The following is a 25,262-nucleotide window of genomic DNA, read 5'->3' on the forward strand; positions in this document are numbered from 1 at the left end:
TAGGCCGGTTGACCCGGCCCGTTTGCGCTGAGTTCGATCGGATTGACGCTTGGGTTTGCCCTGACGTGATTACCGGGACTTGAGGGCTCGCTCCATCCGGGCAATGCCTTCTTCCAGCATCGAACGCGGGCAACCGAAGTTCAGGCGCACGAATTGCTGGCTGTGGTCGCCAAAGTCCAGACCCGGGCTGAGGCCGACACGAGCGTGGTCCAGGAAGAACTTCTGCGGGTCGTCCAGATCCAGCGCCGAGCAATCGAGCCAGGCCAGATACGTGCCTTGCGGCACATTGAGGGTCACGCCGGGCAAGCGGCTGCGCACCGCGTCCACCAGCCAGTCACGGTTGGCTTGCAGGTACTGCTTCAGCGCCTCAAGCCACGGACCGGCTTCGCTGTAGGCCACGCGGGTGGCTTCCATGCCCAGCGGGTTGACGCTGTCGACCATGCCGCAGCGGGCGTGGTTGACGCGCTCGCGCAGGGCCGCGTCCTGGATGATCATGAACGAAGTCTTGAGGCCGGCGATGTTGTAGGCCTTGCTCGCCGACATCAGGGTGATGGTGCGGCGGGCGATTTCCGGGCTCAGGGACGCGGTCGGAATGTGCACGCGACCGTCGTAGCACAACTCGGCGTGGATCTCGTCGGAGATGATCCAGGCGTCCTGCGCCACGCAGATGTCTGCTACGGCTTGCAGTTCTTCACGGCCGAAGACCTTGCCGATCGGGTTGTGCGGGTTGCTCAGGAGCAGGGCGCCGCCACCGGTCAGGGATTCACGCAGTGCGTCCAGCGGGGTGGCGTAGCTGCCGTCGGCCTGGGCGTCGAATTCCAGTTCGACCTTGTTCAGGCCCCAATGACCCGGTGCATGGCGCAGCGGCGGATAATTCGGGGTTTGCACCACGACGTTCTGCTGCGGTTGCACCAGTGCCTTGAGCGCCATATTGAACCCGGATTCCACACCCGGCAGGAAAATCAGTTCCTGGGGTTTGACCCGCCAGGCGAACTTGTTCCAGAGGTCGGCGACGATGGCCTGGCGCAGATTGTCCTGGGCCACGCTGTAGCCCACCAATGGGTGCAGCAGGCGTTGGTGCAGCGCCTCAATGACCACCGGCGGGGCGGCGAAATCCATGTCAGCGACCCACATTGGCAACACGTCGGCCGGGTAGCGGCTCCACTTGGTGCTGCCGGTGTCGTGGCGGTCGAATACCTGATCAAAATCGAAAGTCATGCGCGGTCTCTGAAGCGGAGATGGGTCGTGCCCGCCATGATAAGCCCATGCCCTTGAAGGAGCACACAAAACCTGTGGGAGGTGATGCTCCGACAAACGGCCGACGGTCGGTTTTCACACAGGCGGCAGAGGCTTTGTCTACAGTGAAAAAGTCGGCACTCGTGTGCCGCAACCGTGATTGTCCAGAACAAACCCGGCACCAGTACCGGGTTCCACCTGATCAGGAGTGCACGATGGATCTCAGCCGTCGTCAGTTCTTCAAGGTCGCCGGTATCGGCCTTGCAGGCTCTAGCCTGGGCGCGTTGGGCATGGCCCCGACGCAGGCCTTCGCCGAGCAGGTGCGCCACTTCAAGCTTGCCCACACCCATGAAACCCGCAATACCTGCCCGTACTGCTCGGTCGGTTGCGGCTTGATCATGTACAGCCAGGGCGATGCGGCGAAGAACGTTGCGCAAAACATCATCCATATCGAGGGCGACGCCGACCACCCGGTCAACCGCGGCACCCTGTGCCCGAAAGGCGCGGGTCTTTTGGACTTCATTCACAGCCCCGGCCGCTTGCAGTACCCGCAGGTGCGCAAGCCCGGCAGCAGCGAATGGACCCGGATCACCTGGGACGAAGCCCTCGACCGCGTCGCCGACCTGATGAAGGCCGACCGCGATGCCAATTTCGTCGAGCAGAACGCCCAGGGCCAGACAGTCAATCGCTGGCTGACTACAGGATTCCTCGCGGCGTCGGCAGCGTCCAACGAAGCGGGTTACATCACCCACAAGGTGGTTCGCAGTCTCGGCATGCTGGGGTTCGATAACCAGGCGCGTGTCTGACACGGCCCGACGGTGGCAAGTCTTGCCCCGACGTACGGCCGTGGAGCCATGACCAACACCTGGACCGATATCGCCAATGCGAATCTGATCCTGGTGATGGGCGGCAACGCAGCAGAAGCCCACCCTTGCGGCTTCAAATGGGTGACCGAAGCCAAGGCGCACAATGCCGCGCGGCTGATCGTGGTCGATCCGAGGTTTACCCGGACCGCGTCCGTGGCCGATTACTACGCGCCGATTCGCACCGGCAGCGACATCGCGTTCATGGGCGGGCTGATCAATTACCTGCTGACCGAGGACAAGATCCAGCACGAATACGTGCGCAACTACACCGACGTATCGTTCATCGTCAGAGCTGGATTCGGCTTCGAGGACGGGCTCTTCACCGGTTACGACGCGGCCAAACGCAGCTACACCGACAAATCCACCTGGGGTTACGAGCTGGGGGATGACGGCTTCGTCAAAGTCGACCCGACCCTGCAGGACCCGCGCTGCGTCTATCAACTGATGAAGCAGCATTACAGCCGCTACAACATCGACCTGGCGAGCCAGATCTGCGGCATGCCGGTCGATGCGATGAAAAAGATCTGGGAGGAAATCGCCACTTGCTCGGCACCGGGCAAGACCATGACCATTCTCTATGCGCTGGGCTGGACCCAGCACTCGATCGGCTCGCAGATCATCCGCAGCGCAGCGATGGTGCAACTGTTGCTGGGCAACGTCGGCATGCCGGGCGGCGGGGTCAACGCCTTGCGCGGGCACTCGAACATTCAGGGCCTGACCGACCTTGGTCTGCTGTCCAACGCGCTGCCGGGTTACCTGACCTTGCCGACCGACGCCGAGCAGGATTACGCGGCCTACATCCATAAACGCACCCAGGTTCCATTGCGGCCGGGGCAATTGTCCTACTGGCAGAACTACAGCAAGTTCCACGTCAGCCTGATGAAAGCCTGGTATGGCGCCAATGCCACCGCCGAGAACCAGTGGGCCTACCACTACTTGCCGAAACTCGACATCCCCAACTACGACATCCTCAAGGTGTTCGATCTGATGGGGCAGGGCAAGGTCAACGGCTACATGTGCCAGGGCTTCAACCCGATTGCCGCGTTGCCGGACAAGAACCGGGTGATGGCGGCGCTGGCCAAACTGAAATGGCTGGTGGTGATGGACCCGCTGGCCACCGAAACCTCGCAGTTCTGGGAACATGTCGGGCCATTCAACGATGTGAAGAGCGCCGACATCCAGACCGAAGTCATACGCCTGCCAACGACGTGTTTTGCCGAAGAGGACGGCTCGCTGGTCAACAGCAGTCGCTGGCTGCAATGGCACTGGAAAGGTGCCGACGGCCCGGGCGAGGCGCGCACCGACGTGCAGATCATGAGCGCGCTGTTCCTGCGCCTGCGAGAGCGTTATCAGGCCGAGGGCGGCAAATTCGCCGATCCGCTGTTGAAGCTGTCGTGGCCGTACAAGATCGCCGAAGAACCCTCGCCGGAAGAGATCGCCAAAGAGATCAACGGCTACGCCACCACCGATTTCACCGACGCCACCGGCGCGGCGATCAAGGGCAATTCGCAACTGCCCGGGTTCGCCCAGCTCAAGGATGACGGCAGCACTGCGTCCGGCTGCTGGATTTTCTGCGGCAGCTGGACCGAAGCCGGCAACCAGATGGCCCGCCGCGACAACAACGACCCATACGGCATGCATCAGCATCAAGGCTGGGCATGGGCCTGGCCGGCCAACCGGCGGATTCTGTACAACCGGGCCTCGGCAGATGTCGCAGGCAAACCGTGGGATCCGAAAAAACGCCTGGTCTGGTGGAACGGCAAAGCCTGGAGCGGCACCGATGTTCCGGACTACAAGGCCGACGTGCCGCCGGAAGCCGGGATGAACCCGTTCATCATGAACCCCGAAGGCGTGGCGCGGTTCTTCGCCGTCGACAAGATGAACGAAGGGCCATTCCCCGAGCACTACGAGCCGTTCGAAACGCCGATCGGCATCAACCCGCTGCACCCGGAAAACAAGAAAGCCACCAGCAACCCGGCGGCGCGGATCTTCGATTCGGTGTGGGACAGCCTCGGCGTGGCCAAGGATTACCCGTACGCCGCCACCAGCTACCGGCTGACCGAGCATTTCCACTTCTGGAGCAAGCACTGCAAGTTGAACGCGATTGCTCAACCCGAGCAGTTCGTGGAAATCGGCGAAGTGCTGGCCAAAGAGAAGGGCATCGCCGCTGGCGATCGGGTTCGCGTGAGCAGCAAGCGCGGGTTCATTGAAGCGGTGGCGGTGGTGACCAAAAGGATCCGGCCGTTGCAGGTCAACAACCAGGTGGTGCACCAGATCGGCATTCCGCTGCACTGGGGTTTCACCGGCCTGACGCGCCACGGTTACCTGACCAACACCCTGGTGCCGTTTCTCGGCGATGGCAATACACAGACCCCGGAATCCAAGTCATTCCTGGTCAACGTGGAGAAGCTCTGATGGAGAATCTTTAGATGGCCAGCCAAGACATCATTGCCCGCTCGGCCACCACCACGCCGGCGCCTTCGATACGCGGCCAGGAACAGGTGGCCAAGCTGATCGACACCACCAAGTGCATCGGCTGCAAGGCCTGCCAGGTCGCATGCTCGGAATGGAACGAGCTGCGCGACGAGGTGGGCCACAACCACGGCACCTACGACAATCCGCAGGACTTGAGCGCCGATTCATGGACGCTGATGCGCTTCACCGAGCACGAAACCGACGTCGGCAACCTCGAATGGCTGATCCGCAAGGACGGCTGCATGCACTGCGCCGAACCCGGTTGCCTGGCGGCGTGCCCCAGCCCTGGCGCGATCATCAAGCACGCCAACGGCATCGTCGATTTCGATCAGGACCACTGCATCGGCTGCGGTTATTGCATCACCGGTTGCCCGTTCAACATCCCGCGCATTTCGCAGAAGGACCATAAGGCCTACAAATGCACGCTCTGTTCGGACCGGGTGGCGGTGGGTCTGGAACCGGCCTGCGTAAAAACCTGCCCGACCGGAGCCATCGTGTTCGGCACCAAGGACGACATGAAAACCCATGCCGCCGAACGCATCGTCGACCTGAAAAGCCGTGGCTTCGACAACGCCGGCCTGTATGACCCGCAAGGCGTCGGCGGCACCCACGTCATGTACGTGCTGCACCACGCCGACACCCCGAAAATCTACGCCGGCCTGCCGGACAACCCCGAGATCAGTCCGCTGGTGGGCTTGTGGAAAGGCATCAGCAAACCGCTGGGTCTGCTGGCGATGGGCGCGGCGGTGCTGGCCGGGTTCTTCCATTACGTGCGGATCGGCCCGAACCGGGTCGAGGAAGATGAACATCCAGATCCGCCCGACACCTCGGTGCACGTCGTCGATCCGGCGGTGCACACCTTCGACCCACGCGGGGAGGGCCGGCCATGAGCAACAAGACGATCCTGCGCTACACCGCCAACCAACGCACCAATCACTGGCTGGTGGCGATCCTGTTCTTCATGGCCGGGCTGTCGGGGCTGGCGCTGTTTCATCCGTCGATGTTCTGGCTGACCCACCTGTTCGGCGGCGGGCCGTGGACACGGATCCTGCACCCGTTCATGGGCGTGCTGATGTTCGTGTTCTTCCTGGGTCTGGTGTTTCGCTTCTGGCGCTCGAACTTCTTCATCGACAACGACTGGAAATGGCTGCGGCGCATTGACCGGGTGCTGGTCAACGATGAAGAAACCGTGCCGGCGGTGGGCAAATACAACGCCGGGCAAAAGCTGCTGTTCTGGACTTTACTGCTGTGCATGCTCGGATTGCTGTTCACGGGGCTGGTGATCTGGCGCGCGTATTTCAGTCATTACTTCGGCATCACCACCATCCGCTGGGCGATGTTGCTGCACGCACTGGCGGGGTTTGTGCTGATCCTGAGCATCATCGTTCACATCTATGCCGGGATCTGGATCAAGGGCTCGGTGGACGCAATGATGCACGGCTGGGTCAGCCGCGCCTGGGCCAGGAAACACCATGCACTCTGGTATCGCGAGGTGGAGAGCAAAGATCCGCCGGAGCGACCGGTCACGAAAAAGGGCTGACAGTTGCCAACCATCCTTGAACCCGGAGAAATCGAAGCAGCGGCCAGTTCGCCGCCGTTTCTGCACCTGCCGCCGCACAACCTGTTCACGCTGCGGGCCCAGCGTCTGGAGCGTTTGGCCGAAGCGCATCCGCTGGCCGATTACCTGCGCTTGATTGCCGGTTTGTGCCGGGTCCAGCAGCAAATCCTCGATGATCCGCCCTCGACCGCGCCGCTTGATGAACAGCGGCTGGAAGTCTGCCGGCAACACGGCATGCCACCGTTTGCTGCCGAAACCTTGATTCGCGAGGACACCTGGCAGCTGTATTTCGAGGCCTTGCTCCAGCGTTATGTCGCCCCTGAGCAACCGGCGGTGGGCGAGGCCGTGACCACGCTGCGCATCGCCAGTCCCGGCCAGTTACGCGCGTGGGCCGTGGCGCTGGTCAGCGGCCAGTATTCGCTGGTGCCGGCGGCGCTGGTGCCGTTTCTCGGGGCGGCGCTGCAAGCGGCGTGGAGTCACTGGCTGCTCAGTGCGCCGAACCTGCAACTGACACCCGGCGACAGCCTCAGCCAGTGCCCGGCCTGCGGTTCGCCGGCCATGGCCGGGGTGATCCGCCATCGCGGCAAGCACAATGGCCTGCGTTATCTGGTGTGTTCGCTGTGCGCCTGCGAATGGCATGTGGTGCGGGTCAAGTGCGTGTATTGCGAGCAGAGCAAAGGGCTTGAATACCTGAGCCTCGAGGATGACCGTCACGCCGCCAATCAGGCGCCGTTGCGCGCCGAAGTCTGTCCGGGCTGCAACAGCTACCTGAAGTTGCTGTATCTGGAAAACGACGGGGAGGGCGAGGCGCTGTCGGCAGATCTGGGCAGTCTGCTGCTCGACATGCGCCTGGCTCAGGACGGCTATCAGCGCCTGGCGCCTAATCTGTTGCTGGCGCCCGGCGACGAATAAGCCTCAGCGATGGGGCAATTCAACCCGGGCGCGCAAGCCGCCACTGCGACGGTTGCGCAGACTCAGCTCGCCGCCCTGTTCACGAATGATTCCCCGTGCCGCCGAGAGACCGAGCCCTACGCCACCGGTGTCACGGTTGCGCGAAGTATCGAGACGGAAGAACGGATCGAACACCCGCTCCAGCGCGTCCTCGGGAATTCCCGGCCCCTCGTCAATGACCTCGATGCGAATCGACGTGTCATTGCTGCTCAGCACCACGCTCGGACGCTGTGCGTATTTCACCGCGTTATCCAGCAGATTGACGATGACCCGCTTGATGCCCAGCGGCCGGCCGTCGTACACCACATGCGCCGGGCCGGTGAAACCGATGTCGAGGTGCTGATCGCGGTAGTCATCGACGATGGTTTGCAGCAACTCCGACAGATCGAACGCGGTGGATTGCTCCAGGTGGGTGTCTTCCCGGAAGAACGCCAGAGCGGCGTTGATCATCGATTGCATTTCCTCGATGTCACGGATCAGCTTGCCCTGATGGTCGAGGTCTTCCATGAACTCGCTGCGCAGGCGCATTCGGGTCAGCGGGGCGCGCAAGTCGTGGGAGATGGCGGCGAGCATGTGGGTGCGTTCGCCGATGAAATGCTGGATCTGCGCCTGCATCGTGTTGAAGGCGACGATGGCCTGACGGATCTCGTGCGGGCCTTCGAGGTGGATCGGCGGCGCTTTCAGGTCCCCGCCGAAACGCCGCGCCGCATGGGCAAAGCGCTGTAACGGCTGGGCCAGTTGCCGTGTAGCGAGCCAGGCGACCAGCAGCGTGGCAACCAATCCCAAAGCCACGATCACGGCAATCCGCACGTTCAAACTCAAGCCCCAACTGCGCTCCGGCGGCGTGAACGACAGCCAGCTGTCATCGGCCAGCCGCACCAGCGCCATGTAATGCGCGCGAGGGCTGCCGGCGGGCCAGTCGTCGGGGTTGAACACGTCGATCTGTCGGTCATCGCCGAGCAACTGCCGCAGCGCCGGAACTTTTCCGGCCTCGACCTGTTCGCCGTCCCCCGGCAGACCGAAGTCGGCTCGACGGGGTTTCCACACCACTTCAAGAATCGGGCTGCTGGCGGCACTGGCCAGTCGCGGGCGCAGAGCCGCCGGCGCTGCCTCGATCACGCGCGTGGTGGCGGCAATCTGTTCCAGCAGCCCGGTGCGCTCGATCGGCGGCCGAGCCCAGATCCCCGCGACCTGAACGAACAGCGCATTGAGCAGCAGCGACGCGAGCATGGCCGCGACGATTGTCAGGGCAATCCGCCGGCTGAGGGTGTCGCGCCGCAGCATCCGGCCGATCATGAGCGGCTGACCTTGGCAGTGAACATGTAGCCGCCGTTACGAACCGTGCGGATCAGGTCCGGACGTTTGCTGTCCGGTTCGATCTTGCGTCGCAGCCGACTGATCTGCACGTCGATGCTGCGGTCATAGGCGTCGTGGCCCTGACCGTGGGTCAGGTCGATCAGTTGTTCGCGGGTCAGGATGCGTTGCGGATGTTCGAGCAATACCAGCAGCAGGTCGAATTCGCCGGCGGACATCGGAATCATCACGCCCTCCGGCGAGCGCAGTTCACGGCAGGTGATGTCCAGATGCCAACCGGCGAAGGCCATGACCGGCCGTGAAGGCTCGGCGCCGGACGGCGTGCTCTCACCGACCCGCCGTTGCAGGGCGCGCACCCGGGCCAGCAGTTCCTGCGGGGCGAAGGGTTTGGTCAGGTAGTCGTCGGCGCCCAGTTCAAGGCCGACAATGCGGTCGCTCAGCTCGGCCATGGCCGTGAGCATGATGATCGGGATGCCCATCTGCGCCCGGACCTTCTGGCACAGGCTCAGGCCACCCTCGCCGGGCAGCATCAGGTCGAGGATGATCGTGTCCGGTCGCGCCTGCGCAATGGCCGCCCACATGGCCTCGCCATGGGCGGCGACATCGACCTGATAACCGTGCTGAACGAAGAATTTCTTCAGCAAGGACAGAATTTCCCCGTCGTCATCGACGATCAGCAATCTGCTCACGTTTGCGCAATCCATGAACCCAAAAGAAGCGCATCTAAAACCATTTCGATGCGCCGGTCATATATTTCAATCCTGCAACATTCCTTCAGCGCGGACATCAGCCGGACATCGTCGGGCAAACATCCGCAGGCACTCTGCACGCCTTCCAACCAAGGGGGCTCAACATGAAGGACATGAACAGCGGCTACATCACCCGGGACCATGGCGCCGTGCGCCCGTTGATCCTGACCCAGCGCACCACCGCACCGGGCCCGGACACGCCGATCCTGTTCCAGGAGACGTGCCTGGGGCTGGCCAACGATCAGAGTCAGTTGATCCTGCGCCGCTATTTCGAACGGTTCAGCCCGACCGAGGCCCATTGGGTCGAATACCTCCACTCGATTCCCACCGCCGAATTCATCCAATGGATCATGACCCACGGCCAGTTGCGCATCGAGTGCTCCGACAACACCCCGCACAGCCACGTCCACGCCTGAACAAGGAAACACCATCGATGACTAGCCATCGCTCACTGGCCGTGTTGTTTGCCGCCACCCTCAGCCTGTCGGCGTGCAGCAGCAAGAAGCTTGCGACCGAGCCGCAGGCCGGGTTTCTACGGGATTACAGCGTGCTCAAGGAAGGGCAGACCGCTTCGGGGCAGAAGATTCTGAGCTGGGTCAGCCCGACACTGATGAGGGGGCGTTACACCCAGGTTTACCTGGCGCCGAGCCAGTTCTATCCACGGTTCGAGCCTTCTCAGCGCATTCCCCAAAGCACCTTGTCGGGCGTGACCCACTACTACGACGCAGCCCTCAGGCTGGAACTGGGCAAGGTGCTGCCGCTGGCGTCGAAGCCCGGCCCGGACACGCTGATCGTCAAACCGGCCATCACCCAGGTCTCCGCCAGCACTCAGGGCCTGCGCTTTTATGAATGGCTGCCGGTGACGCTGGTCGCGGCCGGGGTGAGCAGCGCCACCGGCATTCGTGACCGCGACAGTGAAATCGCCACGGAAGTGTCCTTCGAGGACGGTTCGACCGGGGAAGTCGTGGCCGAGGTGGTGCGCAAGGGCAAGGGCGTGCCGCTGGAGAACGACAAACAGGTCATGACGCCCGATAACGTGAAAGCCGTGCTCGATGGCTGGGCGACGGACTTGAGTCAAACCTATGTGCCGGTTCAGCGGGCCGCGCTGCGCTAGAAGCAGGGTGGTCTAACATCATCAGGCGTATTTCGATTTCGGGAGTGCCTGATGTCCGTAAGTGTTGCCCTGCGGTTACCGTCGATTGACAGCCTGTTGCGCCACCCGGCGTGCCAGCCATTGGCCGAGCGTTACGGGCGTGAGGCCTTGTTGACGGGGTTTCGCCAATTACTGGATGACTTGCGCGAAGCGGTGGTGGCGGGGCAACTGACCGCCGTTGAAATCAGCCCTGAAGCGCTGGCCGGAAGGGTCGCCGAACGTCTGGCATTGAAGCAGCGCAGCCAGGTGCGCCGGGTGTTCAACCTGACCGGGACCGTGCTGCACACCAACCTCGGCCGGGCCTTGTTGCCCGAAGAAGCCATTGAAGCGGTGCAACTGGCGGCGCGCTATCCCTTGAATCTGGAGTTCGATCTGGCCAGTGGCAAGCGCGGTGACCGCGACGATCTGATCGAAGGCCTGATCCGCGAACTGACCGGCGCCGAAGCCGTGACCGTGGTCAACAACAATGCCGCCGCTGTGCTGCTGACGCTCAACAGCCTCGGCGCGCGCAAGGAAGGCATCATTTCCCGGGGCGAGCTGATCGAGATCGGCGGCGCGTTCCGCATCCCCGACATCATGAGCCGCGCCGGCGTGCGCCTGCACGAGGTCGGCACCACCAACCGCACCCATGCCCGCGACTACGAAGCGGCGATAGGCCCACGTAGCGGCCTGATCATGCGCGTGCACGCGAGCAACTACAGCATCGAAGGCTTCACCGCCCGGGTGCCGACCTCCGAACTGGCGGCGTTGGCCCATCGACATGACTTGCCGCTGCTCGAAGACCTCGGCAGCGGCAGTCTGCTGGACCTGACCCGCTGGGGCTTGCCGGCGGAACCGACGGTGCGTCAGGCGCTGCTCGATGGCGCTGACATCGTCACTTTCAGCGGCGATAAACTGCTTGGCGGGCCCCAGGCGGGGTTGATTGTCGGGCGCAAGGACTTGATCGCGAAGATCAAGAAGAACCCGCTGAAACGCGCATTGCGGGTCGACAAACTGACGCTGGCGGCACTGGAAGCGGTGCTCGGACTCTATCGCGACCCGGATCGTCTGGCCGAACGCTTGCCGAGCCTGCGCCTGCTGACCCGGCCGCAAGCTGACATTCTGGCCCAGGCCGAACGCCTGCAACCGGCCTTGTCTCAAGTGTTGGGCGAAGAGTGGAACGTCACGGCAGAGCCCGCGTTGGGCATGATCGGAAGTGGCAGCCAACCGGTGGCGCGCCTGCCAAGCGCAGCGCTGTGCCTGCGCCCACAGGTATCGAAACGCCTGCGCGGACGTTGCCTGCTGAATCTGGAAGCCGCGCTGCGTGCCCTGCCGATCCCGGTGCTCGGGCGCATCGATGACGACGCGTTGTGGCTGGATCTGCGGCAACTCGACGATGAACCGGCGTGGCAGGCACAACTCGGGCAGTTGCAAACGTGATCGTCGGCACGGCAGGGCACATCGACCACGGCAAGACGTCACTGCTCGAAGCGCTGACCGGGCAAACCGGCGACCGCCGCCCGCAGGAGCGCGAGCGCGGGATGACCATCGACCTCGGTTATCTGTACGCCGAACTGGCACCCGGCGCCGGGCTGACCGGTTTCATCGACGTGCCGGGCCACGAGAAATTCACCCACAACATGCTGGCCGGCGCGCAGGGCATCGATCTGGTGTTGCTGGTGGTGGCGGCGGATGACGGGGTGATGCCGCAGACCCGCGAGCATCTGGCGATTGTCGAGCTGCTGGGCATTCCACGGGCGCTGGTGGCGATCACCAAGTGTGATCGGGTCGAGGCGGGCAGGGTGGAAGAGGTTCACCGACAAGTCGAAAGCCTGCTGGCGACCGGACCCTATGCCGAAGCACCGTTGCTGACGGTTTCCAGCGTGACGGGCGAGGGCGTCGACGCGCTGCGCGAGGCGTTGCTGGAGATAGACGCAGAGGAGCGCAGTCGCGAAGGCGGTTTTCGCCTGGCCATCGACCGGGCGTTCAGTGTCGCCGGCGCCGGTATTGTGGTGACGGGGACGGCGCTTTCGGGCTTGGTCGCCGTGGGTGACAAACTCAGCCTCGGCCCGGCGGGCAAAACCGTGCGGGTCAGAGGTCTGCACGCGCAGAATCAGACTGCCGAACAAGCCTTCGCCGGCCAGCGCGTGGCCCTGAACATCAGCGCGGATCGCCTGGAACTCGGGCAGATCCATCGCGGCCAATGGTTGCTCGCCGAATGGCTGCACGCGCCGACCCAGCGGCTGGATATCGAATTCCGGTTGTTGCCGGGCGAGCGGGTTTTCGAGCATTTCCAGCCGGTGCACCTGCATCTCGGCACGCAGGACGTGATCGCCCGGGTCGCCTTGCTGGAGGGTTCGAGCCTGGCGCCCGGCGAGCGCATGTTTGCGCAAGTGCTGACGAACGTCCCGGTGCACGGCGTCCACGGTGATCCGCTGATCCTGCGTGATGCCAGCGCCCAGCGAACCCTTGGCGGCGGGCGCGTCCTTGATCCTTTCGCCCCGGCCCGCCAGCGGCGCAGCCCGGAACGGCTGGCACAACTGCGGGCACTGGCGATCAGCTCCGAGCTGGAACAGGCCTTGCCGACGTTACTGGAATACAGCGCAAGCGGCCTCGACCCGCAACGCCTGGAGCGACAGTTCAACCGTCCGCGTGACGGCTGGACGCTGCCGGACAATGTCCGCCTGATCGAAACCCGTCAGGGCCCGGTGCTGTTCAATGCGCAGCGCTGGGGCATGCTCAAGTTCAGGCTGCTGGAGCAACTGGCGCGCTTTCATGAGCTGGAGCCCGATCAGATGGGCCCGGACCGCGACCGTCTGCGGCGTTTCAGCGGTTTGAGCCTCGAACGCGCGACCTTCATCAGCCTGCTGGAAGAACTGCTCGGCGCCGGCTCGCTGGTCGCCAGCGGCCCGTGGCTGCATTTGCCCGACCATCAGGTGCGCCTGAGCGCCGACGACGAAGCCCTGTGGCAGGCGTTGCAGCCGTTGTTCGAACAGGCTGGTTTCGATCCGCCGTGGGTACGTGACGTGGCGAAAGTCGTCGGTCTGGAAGACGCGATCGTGCGTTTGCTGCTGCGCAAACTGGCGCGCCTTGGCGTGATGCATCAAGTGGTGCGCGACCTGTTTGTCACCGACATCACGCTGCGGCAAATGGTGGCGGTGCTGCTGCGCCTGGCCGAAGAAAATCCGCAGATCGAAGTCACGGCCTTCCGCGATGCGCTAGGCTTGGGACGCAAGCGCAGTATTCAGATCCTTGAATACTTCGATCGGCTGGGCCTGACCCGGCGCGTCGGCGAAGGCCGGCAAATCCGCACCGACAGTGCGCTGGCCAACCCCGGCGCCGACTGAGTTCAAGGAAGGCAATCGCGCCCGGTGGCGCGGCCGGGCTTCAAACCCGGTTGGGGACGGCATCCGTTCCCGGGCAGGTTCGACTCCGGCTGCCTTCCGCCATTTCTCCCCTCAAAACCCCAGTGGGTACTGGATCACCACGTAGATCCGGTCAATGTCGTCGCCCGCCTGAGCGCTGTTGGCCCGGTGCGAAACGTGGGACAGCTGCACCGACAGATCCTTGGCCGCGCCGGATTGGACGATGTAACGCAGATCGATGTCGCGTTCCCAGTGTTTGCCGCCGTCCCCTTGCTGAGGCTGATATTCACCGGAATCCGCGTCGAACGGGTTATAGGCGCCGCCCTTGGGCGCGTGAGTGCCGTCGATGTGGCTGCCGGCGACGTAGCGGGTCATGAAGTTCAGCCCGGGAATGCCGAAGGCGCCAAGATCCAGGTCGTAGCGCGCTTGCCAGGAGCGCTCGTGGGCGCCGTTGAAGTCGGCGTATTTGATCGAGTTGGCCAGGTAGATCGAGTCGCCGCCGACGAAATCGAACGGCGTGTCGCCATTGATGCGTTGCCAGCCGAGCATCACCGCGTGGGCGCCGAAGGTGTATTTGCCCGATAGGCTGAACGCCGTGTTGTCGATGTCGCCGGCTAATGCCTGCCCGGTGTCGCGGGTGTGGTAGACGTTGGCGTCAAGCAACAGACCGGACTGTTTGAAATGCAGGTTGGCGTAGTACTGGCGCCAGGTGTCGCTCAGATCGGACGCATACAGCGCGCCGCCCACCGGGCTGTCGCTGAACAGCTCGGTGCCGACAAAACTGATGCTTTCGCCTTGGGTGCTGGCGCCATAGCCCTGGAAGTCGCCTTTGCCGGAAGAGCTGTCCTGATTCTTGAACGCCGTGAAGCGCCCGGCCACAACGCATGCGTTTTCGATTTCGTGGCTATCGAGCAGCAACCCCGTGGCGTATTCCGGTTGCAGGCGTTTGTCCGAGGTGTCGAACACCGGCGTTTCCACGGTCATTTCACCGAAGGCGAGGGTGGTTTTCGAAGTCTTCAACTTCAGCGCACCACCGGCGCTGGAATATTCGCTTTCGCTGCGGCCATCACTGTCCACCGGTAATAATCCCGTGCCGGAGTGCCCCTTGCCGCCATCGAGTTTCAGCCCATAAAAGGCGTGGGCATCGAGACCAACCCCGACGGTTCCTTCAGTGAAACCGGATGCGAAAGTGCCGATAAACCCTTGAGCCCATTCCTGTTTGTAGTTTTTTCCAGCGGGCGAGGGCGAGCGGTAATCGTTGCTCAGAAAGAAGTTGCGGCTGAGCACCTCGGTCTTGGCGTCGTCGAGAAAACCGCTGGCAAATGCCGAGTCGGCCATTGCGCAATACAACAGTGCCAGGGCGAAACGCGGTTGCATGAAACCTTTCATGTGTCAGTGACCGGCCGTGAGGGAAGTTGCCGGATACTGAAGCAAACATTCGTGCTGCGATTGAGCGGATGTGCTGAGTCAGCGTCCTCAGGTCACCCGGCCTTTTCGTTGCCTGGAAGGATCGACAGCGGCGGCTCTTGATGCCTGCAGAAGACTGGCGAAGGCCGCCTTGTCGATCGGGCGACTCATGTAATAACCCTGGACTTCGTTGCATTGATCCTTGCCCAGGATGTCCAATTGTTCCTCGGTTTCGACGCCTTCTGCGGTCACGGTCAGCCCCATCGCTTTACCCAGTCCGATGATGGCCTGCACCACCGCACGATCATTGGCGCCGGTGCTGATGGACGCGATGAAGCGTTTGTCGATCTTGATGCCGTCGAACGGGTAGGCACGCAGGTAGCCAAGGGAGGAATATCCGGTGCCGAAGTCGTCCATGTTCAGCCGCACGCCCAGTTCCTTGAGCGCGTTCATGGTGGTCAACGCGCCGTCCGTGTCGTTGAGCATCACGTTCTCGGTGATTTCCAGCTCCAGCCGGCTGGCCGGGAAGCGAGTGCCAACCAGCACTTCACGTACATCTTCGACCACATCGCTGATCGCAAACTGCGCAGGTGACAGGTTCACCGACAGGAGAATGTCCGCCGGCCACGTAAGCGCCGTTTCACAAGCCTCACGCAGGACCCAGCGACCCAGGGGAACAATCAGGTCGGTCTGTTCGGCCAGCGGAATGAATAAATCCGGTCCGAGCAACCCTTTTACCGGATGCTGCCAGCGCACCAGAGCCTCGACCGAAACGATTTCCTTGCCATCGACCTTGTATCGGGGTTGATAGTGCAGCACGAACTCGTTGTTCTTCAGGGCCCTGCGCAGGTCGTCCTCCATCTGCCGGCGGGTCTGGATCTGGTCGCTCATGTGCGCTTCGAAATAGCACCAGGTGTTCTTGCCTTCGGATTTGGCCTGGTACAGCGCAATGTCCGCGCAACGGATCAGCTCACTGGCGACGTACCCGTGACGCCGGCTCAGGGCGATTCCGACACTGGCGCCGATGTGCAACGGTTGCTGTTCGAAGAGGATGGGCTGATGCAGGCTGCCGATCAGGCGTGTGCAGAATCTGTCGATCTCCTGATGCGTGTCCATGCCGCAGAGCACCACGACGAACTCATCACCGCCCAGACGGGCGACGATATCGTGGTCGCGCGTGCATTCGCGCAGACGGCCGGCAACCTCTTGCAACACCGCATCGCCGGCCGGGTGCCCGAGGGAATCGTTGATCGGTTTGAAATTGTCCAGGTCAATCATCAGCACCGATAAAGGCGGAGCGTGCTCCTTGAGCAACAGGGCGTCATCCAGATAGCGCGACAGTTTGTTGCGGTTGGGCAGACCCGTCAGCGCGTCATGCAAGGACAGGTGCTGGATCTGCGCATGGGCGGCGACTTCATCGGTGATGTCGCTGGCCGTGCCGCGATAGCCGACCACTGCCCCTCTTTCCACGATGGGCCTGGCCGAGAGGCGGCAGTGGCGTTGTTGTTCCTTGCGGTCACGGTAGGTGCAGCGCAGGTCGCTGGCGTTGCTCTCCTCATCGAGTTTCTTCAGCCACAGATCCAGCGGCGTGGTGTCGCAGACAAGCAAGTGCCCGATGTGTTTCCCGATCCACTGCGCCTGCGGATAGCCGGTGACCGCGCTGAACCGGGTCGACAGATAGGTGATGGACAACGCTTCATCCACCTCCCAGATCCAGTCGGACGCCGCTTCGGCCACCGCCCGAAAGCGCTCCTCGCTGGCTTCCAGTGCGCGGTTGGACGCCAGCAGTGCCTGATTCGACGCCTGCATCGCTTCGAAACTGTCGTCGACATACCGCGAGGAACGTAACGCATGGCGAAAGAACCAGACCGTCAGCGCCATCAACACGAGCAAAGCGGGGCCGAGCGTTGGCAGCAACGACCAGAGCAGATGCTGGCCCGGTCGTTCCAGATCTGCAACGAGGCTGTATCCGGTGCTGTCCAGCGGGACGCGAGGCTGGCCCGGATCGATGGTCTCGTCCGGTGCCAGCGTCAGATTGTTCAGGCCGTACCCGCTGCCGATCTTGCGCAACTTGGTGGGCGTCAGCTTGTCGACGAATACCAGTACCGAGGTCTTTTGGGGATCGCCCACTGGGCGCTCATCGTTGGGAAGGATCGCCGCCGCGGTGACCAGCGCCGGCCAGTCTTCGAACAATGAATAAGTACTGACGGGCCTGGTCAGGTCGGGCTGACTCTGCACTTGCTCCACCAGGCTGTTCGCCGAAAGCTGAAGGAACTGGGGCAGTTGCGCATCGAGCATTTGCCCGCGAACGACGGCGTATTTGGTGCGTTCCCGATCCAGCACGAACAGACCGTCATAGCCGTCGCTGGTAAACAGGGTCTTGCCCATGTTCTGCTCGGTGTACGCCCAGTTCGTGTCGACCGTACCGCTCAAACGTTCATACGCTGTCGTCCAGTAGGCGTAACTGGTGATGTAGTTCTTGGATGCGGTAATCCGGTTTTCCAGCGCCCGGGCCGAATAGAACCGGACGTCATTGACGTCCTCCTCATCCAGTTGAGTGGCAATGCCGAGCAACGCAGCGGTCGCCGCCATCACCCCGACAATGAACAGCGCGCCCACCGCAATGGCCAGACGCCGGGTGACAGAGCCCTGCAGGGTGGGTAACGACGTCGCACGGCTGGAAATGTCCATTTGCTCGTCCTTGATCCGGTACTTCTTCAATCTAGAACATCTTCGGCTTCGAGATGTTCAGAAGTTGTGCCAAGCGTGTCGAACCGCTCAGGCCCCGTTGCGCAAAAGCACAAGACTTCACGCTCAAAAGCCGGATAATGGCGGCCAATTTGTTTAGCCCGCTATTCTGGTAACCCGCATGGAAATCAAGGTCAATTTTCTCGACAACCTCCGACTCGAAGCCAAGTTCGATGACTTCACGGTGGTGGCCGACCAACCGATCCGTTACAAGGGCGATGGCTCTGCACCGGGTCCGTTCGACTATTTCCTGGCGTCGTCGGCCTTGTGCGCGGCTTACTTCGTAAAGTTGTACTGCAGCACCCGCAATATCCCGACCGAAAACATTCGTCTGTCGCAGAACAACATTGTCGACCCGGAAAACCGCTACAACCAGATCTTCAAGATCCAGGTCGAGCTGCCGGCGGACATCTCCGAGAAGGATCGCCAGGGCATCCTGCGCTCGATCGACCGTTGCACGGTGAAGAAGGTGGTACAGGCCGGGCCGGAGTTCGTGATCGAGGAAGTCGAGAACCTCGACGCCGATGCCCAGGCCCTGCTGATGCCGGCGTCCACCTCAGGCGCGGGCACCTGCATTGCCGGCAAGGACCTGCCGCTGGAACAGACCATCGCCAATATGTCGGGGATTCTGGCCGACCTGGGCATGAAGATCGAAATCGCATCGTGGCGCAACATCGTGCCCAACGTCTGGTCGCTGCACATCCGCGATGCGCAGTCGCCGATGTGCTTCACCAACGGCAAGGGCGCGACCAAAGAGAGCGCGCTGGCCTCGGCGCTGGGCGAGTTCATCGAGCGGCTCAACTGCAACTTCTTCTACAACGATCAGTTCTGGGGCGAAGAGATCGCCAATGCCGAGTTCGTGCATTACCCGGACGAGCGCTGGTTCAAGCCGGGTGCCAAGGATGAGTTGCCTGCGGAAATCCTCGACGAATACTGCCTGGGCATTTACAACCGCGACGGCGAACTGCGCGGCTCGCACCTGTTCGACACCAACTCAGGCAACACCCAGCGCGGCATCTGCTCGCTGCCGTTCGTGCGTCAGTCCGACGGTGAAGTGGTGTATTTCCCGTCCAACCTGATCGAGAACCTGTTTCTCAGCAACGGCATGAGCGCCGGCAACACCCTGGCCGAAGCGCAGGTGCAGTGCCTGTCGGAAATCTTCGAGCGGGCGGTCAAACGCGAAATCCTCGAAGGCGAAATGGCCCTGCCGGATGTGCCGCAAGAGGTGCTGGCGAAGTACCCGGGCATCCTCGCCGGGATCCAGGCGCTGGAAGAGCAGGGTTTCCCGGTGCTGGTCAAGGACGCGTCGCTGGGCGGTGAATTCCCGGTGATGTGCGTGACGCTGATGAACCCGCGTACCGGCGGCGTGTTCGCCTCGTTCGGCGCGCACCCGAGCTTCGAAGTGGCGCTGGAGCGCAGCCTCACCGAGTTGCTGCAGGGCCGCAGCTTCGAAGGTCTCAACGATCTGCCACAGCCGACCTTCTCGGGCCAGGCCGTGACGGAGCCGAACAACTTCGTCGAGCACTTCATCGATTCCAGCGGCGTAGTGTCGTGGCGCTTCTTCAGCGCCAAGGCTGACTTCGAATTCGTCGAGTGGGACTTCTCCGGCAACGGCGAAAACTCCAACGCCGAAGAGGCCGCAACGCTGTTCGGCATCCTCGAAGACATGGGCAAGGAAGTCTACATGGCGGTCTACGAGCACATCGGCGCCAAGGCGTGCCGTATTCTGGTGCCGGACTATTCGGAGATCTATCCGGTAGAAGACCTGATCTGGGACAACACCAACAAAGCGCTGCAATTCAGGGCCGACATCCTCAACCTGCACAACCTGAGCAAGGTCGGTCTGCGCAATCTCGCCAAAGGCCTGGAACACAGCGAGCTGGACGATTACACCGATATCACCACGCTGATCGGCATCGAGTTCGACGACAACACGCCATGGGGCAAGTTGACCATTCTCGAACTGCGCCTGCTGATCTACCTCGCCTTGCAGAAGTACGAGCAGGCCAAGGATCTGGTCGAAGCCTTCCTGCAATACAACGACAACACCGTCGAGCGCGGCTTGTTCTATCAAGCGGTCAACGTCGTGCTGGAAATGGAGCTGGACGAGGATCTGCAGCTGGAAGACTACGAAGCCAACTTCCGCCGCATGTTCGGCGACGAGCGCATGGACGCGGCGATCGGCTCGGTCAATGGCAGCGTGCGCTTCTACGGTTTGACGCCGACCAGCATGAAACTGGAGGGGCTGGATCGGCATCTGCGCCTGATCGAGAGCTACAAGAAACTGCATGCAGCGCGGGCCAACTTCGCGGGTTGATTCGGTTGGCGGCACGTACAAAAAAAGCACCTTCGGGTGCTTTTTTTGTGGTCGGCAGATGATGGTGTCAGAGCGCGGCTTTCACCTGCAATCCAAACACCAACGCATTGTCGATGTCCTGGCCGGAGAACGCGCCTGGTTCAATGATGTATTGCACATTCGGGCGCAGCGTCAGCCAAGGCGTGGCCTGATAGCCGTAACCGAGTTCGATCAATTGTTCGGCGCTGTCCAGATTGGGGAACGCGGCGCCATTGGCCATGGCGGTGTCCTGCAGCACATCGCGGCTGCGCGGGTTCGGCACTGCGCGGCCGTAGCCCAGCGCCACGGTGTCACGCGGGCGGCCTTCGAAAGGCTTGTACAGAACCAGACCGGTGCCGTACCACTTGCTGAACGGCGAAGCTGCTTCGCTGGCCGCCGAGTATTGGCCGAAAGCGTGCAGGCTGCGGCCTTCGGAGGCGTCTGAGGCCCAAACGGCCTGGTCGATCAGGACGTAATGGCCGCCGCGCCCGGACACTTCCTTGTCACTGCCGATGCGTTTGACGTCGGAGCTGTCGTAGTAATACCCGAGCTTGTACTCGCCGGGCAGTTTGCCGGCCTGCTTGTAGACCAGCTCGATCGGCACCACGGTGCCGGTGGTGTGTTTCGGGCCCAAGTGCCAGGCACGGCTGGAATTGCCGTTACTTTCCGGATCGACATTGAACGCGGCCACGCGCAGTTGCCAGGCCGGGGAGAGGTCGTATTTCACCCGCACACCCAAGTGGGCGTTGGGGTAGTTGGTCCAGCCACTGCCACCGGACATGTTCAGCGGGTGACCGCAGAAACCGGCGTTCATGAAGTTGCAGAGAATGCCGCTGTCGAGGCCGCCGAGGTCGTTGCCCATGGCCATGTAGCCGAGTTTGACGTTCAGTGCCGGGGTGAACAGGCTGCGCTCGTAGCTCAGCTCGGTCAGGCGGGTGTAGAGGCCGCCGTAGTTTTCCTGGATCGGCAGACGGTTGCCGACCAGATCTTCGGAGGCACTGTTGCCGCGTCGATCGTTGATGGTCAGCTGAATCTTGCCGGCGTTATCGACGCCGTACAGTTTGCTCAGGTCGAACTGCGCACCGAGCTTGATGTTCTGCGAGTAACGCGCCGAGCGATGCAGGCCGCCGTCGGCGTTGTAGGCGGTTTCGCCGGTGTAATCACCGGTGAACTTGATGCCGTCTTCGTCGAACTGGTGGCGCAGGCCGCCCCAGTCGCCGGTCAGGGTGCTGCGGGTAAATACGTTCGAATCGGTATCGGCAAGGGCGGGCAGGGCAGCGCCGCAGGTGAGACCGAACAGCATGCCGGTGAAAACCCCGGCGTGAGAAAAGCGAACAGCCAATGACATTGCGCAAATCCAGAGCGAAGGACATGAAACAACGCGGCACCCGAAGGTGCCGCGCACAAGTGAAACGAAGGCGAACGCGACGGTTTACGGCAGGGCGTAAGCCATCACGTAGTCACCGCGATCAGTCGACTGGCGAGCGCCACCGGCGGTGATGACCACGTATTGCTTGCCGGTTTTCGGCGACACATAGGTCATCGGGCCACCCTGACTGCCGACCGGCAGACGCGCTTTCCAGATTTCTTCACCATTGGCGCTGTTGAAGGCGCGCAGGTAGAAGTCCTGGGTGCCGGCGATGAAGATCAGGCCGCCCTGGGTCGACAGCGTGCCGCCGAGGGTTGGCAGACCGATCTTGATCGGCAGGTGCATGCGGATGCCCAAGGGACCGGTGTCTTCAACGGTGCCGACCGGCACTTGCCAGGCGACTTTCTGGGTTTTCATGTCGATGGCGGTCAGCGTACCGAACGGCGGGGCCTGGCACGGAATGCCGGCGACCGACAGGAAGCGGTTTTTGTTCACGGCGTAAGGCGTGCCCTTGAGCGGCACGGCACCCATGCCGGTGTTCAGCGCTTCGCCACCGGAAGAGGCCTGAGCCTTGTTCTGCGACGGGATCATCTGAATCCACAGGCCCAGACGCATGTCGTTGACGAAGATGAAACCGTGCACCGGGTCAGTGGAAATGCTGCCCCAGTTCATGCCGCCCAGCGAACCCGGGAAACTCAGGGATTTGTCAGTGCCCGGCGCGGTGTACAAGCCGTCGTAACGCATCGACTTGAAATCGATCCGGCACAGCAGCTGGTCGTACGGGGTGGCGCCCCACATGTCCGATTCAGTCAAGTGCTGGGCACCGACTTGCGGCATGCCCACGGATTTCGGCTGGGTCGGCGAGTACGGCTCGTTGGGGATATTGGCGGCCTTGACCGGCACTTCCTTTACGTCGGTCAACGGTTTGCCAGTGGCGCGGTCGAGCACGTAAATCTGCCCGGCCTTGGTGCCGATGACCACCGCCGGTACGGTTTTACCGTCCTTGGTGAAGTCGATCAGGCTTGGCTGCATCGGCAGGTCGAAGTCCCAGAGGTCGTTGTGCACGGTCTGGAATACCCACTTTTCTTCGCCGCTGTTGGCGTCCAGCGCCAAGACGGAGGCACCGTAGGTGTGATCCAGTTTGCTGCGCTCGACACCATAGATGTCGGTGGACGAACTGCCCATCGGCAGGAATACGGTGTTGGTCGCCGGGTCGTAGGACATCGGGGCCCAGCTGTTCGGCGTGCTGCGAACATAGGTTTTGCCATCGGCCGGTGCCTGTTTATCCTGCGGGTTGCCCGGGTCGAACGCCCAGCGCATGGCACCGGTCATGACGTCGAAACCACGGATCACGCCGCCCGGCATGTCGGTTTGCACGTTGTCGGCCACGCGACCGCCAACCACCACGGTGGTGCCGGCCATCAGCGGCGCCGAGGACAGTTGATAGTAGCTGTCCGGCACATCACCCAGACCGGCCTTCAGATCCACTTGGCCGTTGTTGCCGAAACCCCGGCAGAACTCGCCGGTGTCGGCATCGACCGCGATCAGGCGGGCGTCGATGGTGTTGGTGAGCAAGCGACGTGTGCAGTTGGCGATTGGAGCGCTCACTGGCGCGCTGGCCGGTTTGGCGACGGCGGCGCTGGCGTCGAAATACGCCATGCCACGGCAACGCTGCCAGACTTTGGATTGAGCGTTGATCGCGTTTTTCCAGAGCTCTTTACCGGTATCGGCATCCAGCGCAATCAGGTTGTTGTGCGGGGTGCAGATGAACACCTTGTTGCCAATCTGCAGTGGGGTCAGCTGGTCTTCGGCACCGTTGCCATCGCTCTCGGCGATGTCGCCGGTGTGGTAGGTCCACGCCACTTTCAGCTTGTCGACGTTGCTGCGGTTGATCTGGTCCAGCGCGGCGAAGCGGCTGCCGCCTTCGGTATTGCCGTAGTGGGCCCAGTCTTTCTGCGCCTTTTCCGGCTCGACCGGGGTGAGGCCCGGGCCGGTGCCGGTAGGGGCGACGGTCGGGTGCGCGACGAACATGTTGCCGGCAGCCACGGCCAGTCCAACGACCAGAACAGCCGCAACGCCGTAAGCACCGCGACCTGCAACGTCACCATTGGCGCGTTTGAGCAGCGGATAGACCAGCGCGACCACCAGACCCACCGCGCTGAACATGAACAGGCGGGAGAACACCGGCCAGAACACCAGCCCTGCGTCGATCACGGCCCAGATGGCGGTCCCAACCAGAAACGCCGCGAACAGCCAGGCACCGGCAGGCTTGCGCCGCGCGATCAGCAGACCGGAAACGGCCATCACCAGACCACCCACCAGGAAGTACCAGGAGCCTCCCAGGCTGACCAATTTCACACCGCCAGCGGCCAGTGCCAGGCCGAGCAGGGCGATGATCACGCCCAGCCCGACCAGAATGAATGTTGATATGCCCGAGAGGCGTTGACTCTGCTTCACGTTGAATGTCCCGTTGAAATGAGGCGTGCATTATATAGTTAGGTAACTACCTAGTTAAATCACTAAATCAGCATGAAGTGTAGTTTGCTGCTCAGCGAAGCGTCGGATCGGGGGACGGTTTGCGCCTGTAAGGCTGCAAGCGATATTGAAATGCGGTTGAAAGTCGCTTTTCTGTCAGGGGAAGTGGGATTTGTGACAGACATGGTTCGCGCAGTGATCACGCCGGTGCCTGGGCTGATTAGACTAATGGCTAACAGCGCCGGCGCCTGAGCGACGGCTGGGCAATGATCATTTTTCCCATTACGCTGAAAAACTTCGTCCGCACCCTACAGAATTTCGTGATCGTGAAGAAAATAGTCCGCGTAGATGACCTTCAGGTATTCGTCACCACGGCTGCGGCCGGCAGTTTCTCCGCCGCCGCCCGATTGCTCGACATTTCTCCAGCCTTGGCCAGCGGAGCGGTTCAGCGTCTTGAAGGCAGTCTTGGAGCACGGTTGTTCGTTCGCTCGACCCGGCGCTTGAGATTATCGGACGATGGCGAACGCTATCTTTCCCATGCCCGGCAGGCACTCGAAGCGCTCGAAAATGGCGAGATCGCGCTGAGTGAAGGTCGCGATGAAATCGCCGGCACGATTCGCTTGTCGATACCGTCGGATATCGGCCGAAACGTGCTGTTGCGATGGCTCGACGAGTTTCAGCAACTGCATCCGAAGGTGCTGTTGCAGTTACGGGTCAGCGATCAGGTTGCCGACCTGGTCGGCGAACAACTGGATGCCAGTATCCGTTATGGTTTGTTGGCCGATTCCAGCCTCGTCTCTCTGGCCCTGGCGCCGTCGAACAGAAGAACGGTCTGCGCCTCGCCGGACTATCTGGCCCGCCACGGCCAGCCAGCCACACCTGAAGAATTGGGCAACCATAACTGCCTTCGATTTGTGATGGGCGAGCAGACCTACGAACGCTGGAGCTTTCATTCGGCGGACGGTGTCAGGACCGTTCAGGTGACGGGCGACCGGGTCAGTGATGATGCCGATATCGTCCGGCGCTGGGCGGTTGCCGGTTTCGGAATCGTCTACAGGTCGAAAATCGATGTGCTGGATGACTTGCGCAGCGGTCGACTGGTGGAGCTTTTCCCGGCAGACGTCGGGCAGCCGGCACCGCTCCAACTCGTCTGCCCCCATCGGACCTCGCTCACACCTGCCGTGCAGGCATTGAGGGCTTTCCTGGCGCAACGCTTCGAACGTTACGTAGCTCATTGAGAACCTGACGAGGCTGCAGGTGCCGCGTCAGGTTCAGGCCTTTG

The 25,262-nt window shown here is 62.2% G+C and carries 17 protein-coding genes and 1 tRNA gene; 11 read left to right on the forward strand and 7 right to left on the reverse strand.

Features of this window, described 5'->3' with window-relative positions; all coding sequences use genetic code 11:
* Positions 1-69 precede the first annotated feature (69 nt).
* Positions 70-1,218, reverse strand: a complete 1,149-nt coding sequence (locus ACEN93_RS02550) for a MalY/PatB family protein (protein ID WP_103385294.1) — start codon at positions 1,216-1,218, stop codon at positions 70-72.
* A gap of 233 nt (positions 1,219-1,451) precedes the next feature.
* Between ACEN93_RS02550 and fdnG the strand changes: the two genes are divergently transcribed.
* Genes fdnG through fdhE form a run of 4 tightly spaced genes read left to right on the forward strand, consistent with a single transcriptional unit; the run spans position 1,452 to position 7,047 of the window.
* Complete coding sequence (fdnG, locus tag ACEN93_RS02555) at positions 1,452-4,517, forward strand: formate dehydrogenase-N subunit alpha (RefSeq protein WP_146040470.1); 3,066 nt, start codon at positions 1,452-1,454, stop codon at positions 4,515-4,517.
* 14 nt (positions 4,518-4,531) lie between these two features.
* A complete protein-coding gene (gene fdxH, locus ACEN93_RS02560) occupies positions 4,532-5,467 on the forward strand; it encodes a formate dehydrogenase subunit beta (RefSeq protein WP_103385292.1) in 936 nt (311 codons plus the stop codon).
* Positions 5,464-6,117 carry a formate dehydrogenase subunit gamma gene (locus ACEN93_RS02565; RefSeq protein WP_085654089.1) on the forward strand — a complete coding sequence of 218 codons (654 nt, stop codon included), beginning with the start codon at positions 5,464-5,466 and terminating at the stop codon, positions 6,115-6,117. Before fdxH ends, ACEN93_RS02565 begins: the two co-directional genes overlap by 4 nt.
* 3 nt (positions 6,118-6,120) lie before the next feature.
* A complete protein-coding gene (gene fdhE / locus ACEN93_RS02570; protein WP_103385291.1) occupies positions 6,121-7,047 on the forward strand; it encodes a formate dehydrogenase accessory protein FdhE in 927 nt (308 codons plus the stop codon).
* A 3-nt stretch (positions 7,048-7,050) separates the two neighbouring features.
* On the opposite strand, the gene ACEN93_RS02575 is transcribed toward fdhE, so the two are convergent.
* Positions 7,051-8,382, reverse strand: a complete 1,332-nt coding sequence (locus tag ACEN93_RS02575) for an ATP-binding protein (RefSeq protein WP_103385290.1) — start codon at positions 8,380-8,382, stop codon at positions 7,051-7,053.
* Positions 8,379-9,104 (reverse strand): response regulator, encoded by a 726-nt coding sequence (locus ACEN93_RS02580; protein ID WP_074690605.1) that lies wholly within the window; start codon positions 9,102-9,104, stop codon positions 8,379-8,381. The genes ACEN93_RS02575 and ACEN93_RS02580 overlap by 4 nt, the downstream gene beginning before the upstream one ends.
* Positions 9,105-9,253: 149 nt before the next feature.
* On the opposite strand from ACEN93_RS02580, the gene ACEN93_RS02585 reads away from it, so the two are divergent.
* The 5 genes from ACEN93_RS02585 (at position 9,254) to ACEN93_RS02605 (ending at position 13,730) form a co-directional block, all read left to right on the forward strand.
* On the forward strand, positions 9,254-9,565 hold the full coding sequence (locus ACEN93_RS02585) for a hypothetical protein (RefSeq protein ID WP_074690604.1): 312 nt from the start codon (positions 9,254-9,256) through the stop codon (positions 9,563-9,565).
* A gap of 17 nt (positions 9,566-9,582) precedes the next feature.
* Positions 9,583-10,263 (forward strand): DUF3313 domain-containing protein, encoded by a 681-nt coding sequence (locus tag ACEN93_RS02590; RefSeq protein WP_103385289.1) that lies wholly within the window; start codon positions 9,583-9,585, stop codon positions 10,261-10,263.
* 51 nt (positions 10,264-10,314) lie between these two features.
* Positions 10,315-11,721, forward strand: coding sequence for an L-seryl-tRNA(Sec) selenium transferase (gene selA, locus ACEN93_RS02595; RefSeq protein WP_103385288.1), 1,407 nt, complete (start codon positions 10,315-10,317; stop codon positions 11,719-11,721).
* A complete protein-coding gene (gene selB, locus ACEN93_RS02600) occupies positions 11,718-13,628 on the forward strand; it encodes a selenocysteine-specific translation elongation factor (protein ID WP_103385287.1) in 1,911 nt (636 codons plus the stop codon). Before selA ends, selB begins: the two co-directional genes overlap by 4 nt.
* 6 nt (positions 13,629-13,634) lie before the next feature.
* Positions 13,635-13,730: transfer RNA gene (locus ACEN93_RS02605), tRNA-Sec, on the forward strand.
* Positions 13,731-13,739: 9 nt separating this feature from the next.
* Here ACEN93_RS02605 and ACEN93_RS02610 read toward each other — a convergent pair.
* Together ACEN93_RS02610 and ACEN93_RS02615 are read right to left on the reverse strand one after the other, a co-directional pair.
* On the reverse strand, positions 13,740-15,023 hold the full coding sequence (locus ACEN93_RS02610; RefSeq protein WP_495610997.1) for an OprD family porin: 1,284 nt from the start codon (positions 15,021-15,023) through the stop codon (positions 13,740-13,742).
* Between the two features lie 99 nt (positions 15,024-15,122).
* A complete protein-coding gene (locus ACEN93_RS02615) occupies positions 15,123-17,744 on the reverse strand; it encodes a bifunctional diguanylate cyclase/phosphodiesterase (RefSeq protein WP_495610998.1) in 2,622 nt (873 codons plus the stop codon).
* A gap of 178 nt (positions 17,745-17,922) precedes the next feature.
* Here ACEN93_RS02615 and ACEN93_RS02620 point away from each other — a divergent pair, with 178 nt between their 5' ends.
* Positions 17,923-20,118: an OsmC domain/YcaO domain-containing protein gene (locus ACEN93_RS02620; RefSeq protein WP_495610999.1), complete on the forward strand. Its 2,196-nt coding sequence runs from the start codon at positions 17,923-17,925 to the stop codon at positions 20,116-20,118.
* Positions 20,119-20,185: 67 nt separating this feature from the next.
* Here the strand turns inward: ACEN93_RS02620 and ACEN93_RS02625 are convergent, their stop codons facing one another.
* Positions 20,186-21,484, reverse strand: a complete 1,299-nt coding sequence (locus tag ACEN93_RS02625) for a carbohydrate porin (protein ID WP_163975228.1) — start codon at positions 21,482-21,484, stop codon at positions 20,186-20,188.
* Positions 21,485-21,568: 84 nt separating this feature from the next.
* Entirely contained in the window at positions 21,569-23,962 is a 2,394-nt protein-coding gene (locus ACEN93_RS02630; protein ID WP_103385283.1) for a glucose/quinate/shikimate family membrane-bound PQQ-dependent dehydrogenase, read from the reverse strand.
* A 353-nt stretch (positions 23,963-24,315) separates the two neighbouring features.
* Between ACEN93_RS02630 and ACEN93_RS02635 the strand changes: the two genes are divergently transcribed.
* Positions 24,316-25,218, forward strand: coding sequence for a LysR family transcriptional regulator (locus ACEN93_RS02635; protein ID WP_495611539.1), 903 nt, complete (start codon positions 24,316-24,318; stop codon positions 25,216-25,218).
* Positions 25,219-25,262: the final 44 nt, after the last annotated feature.

It is taken from the genome of Pseudomonas sp. Pseusp21, from assembly GCF_059492145.1.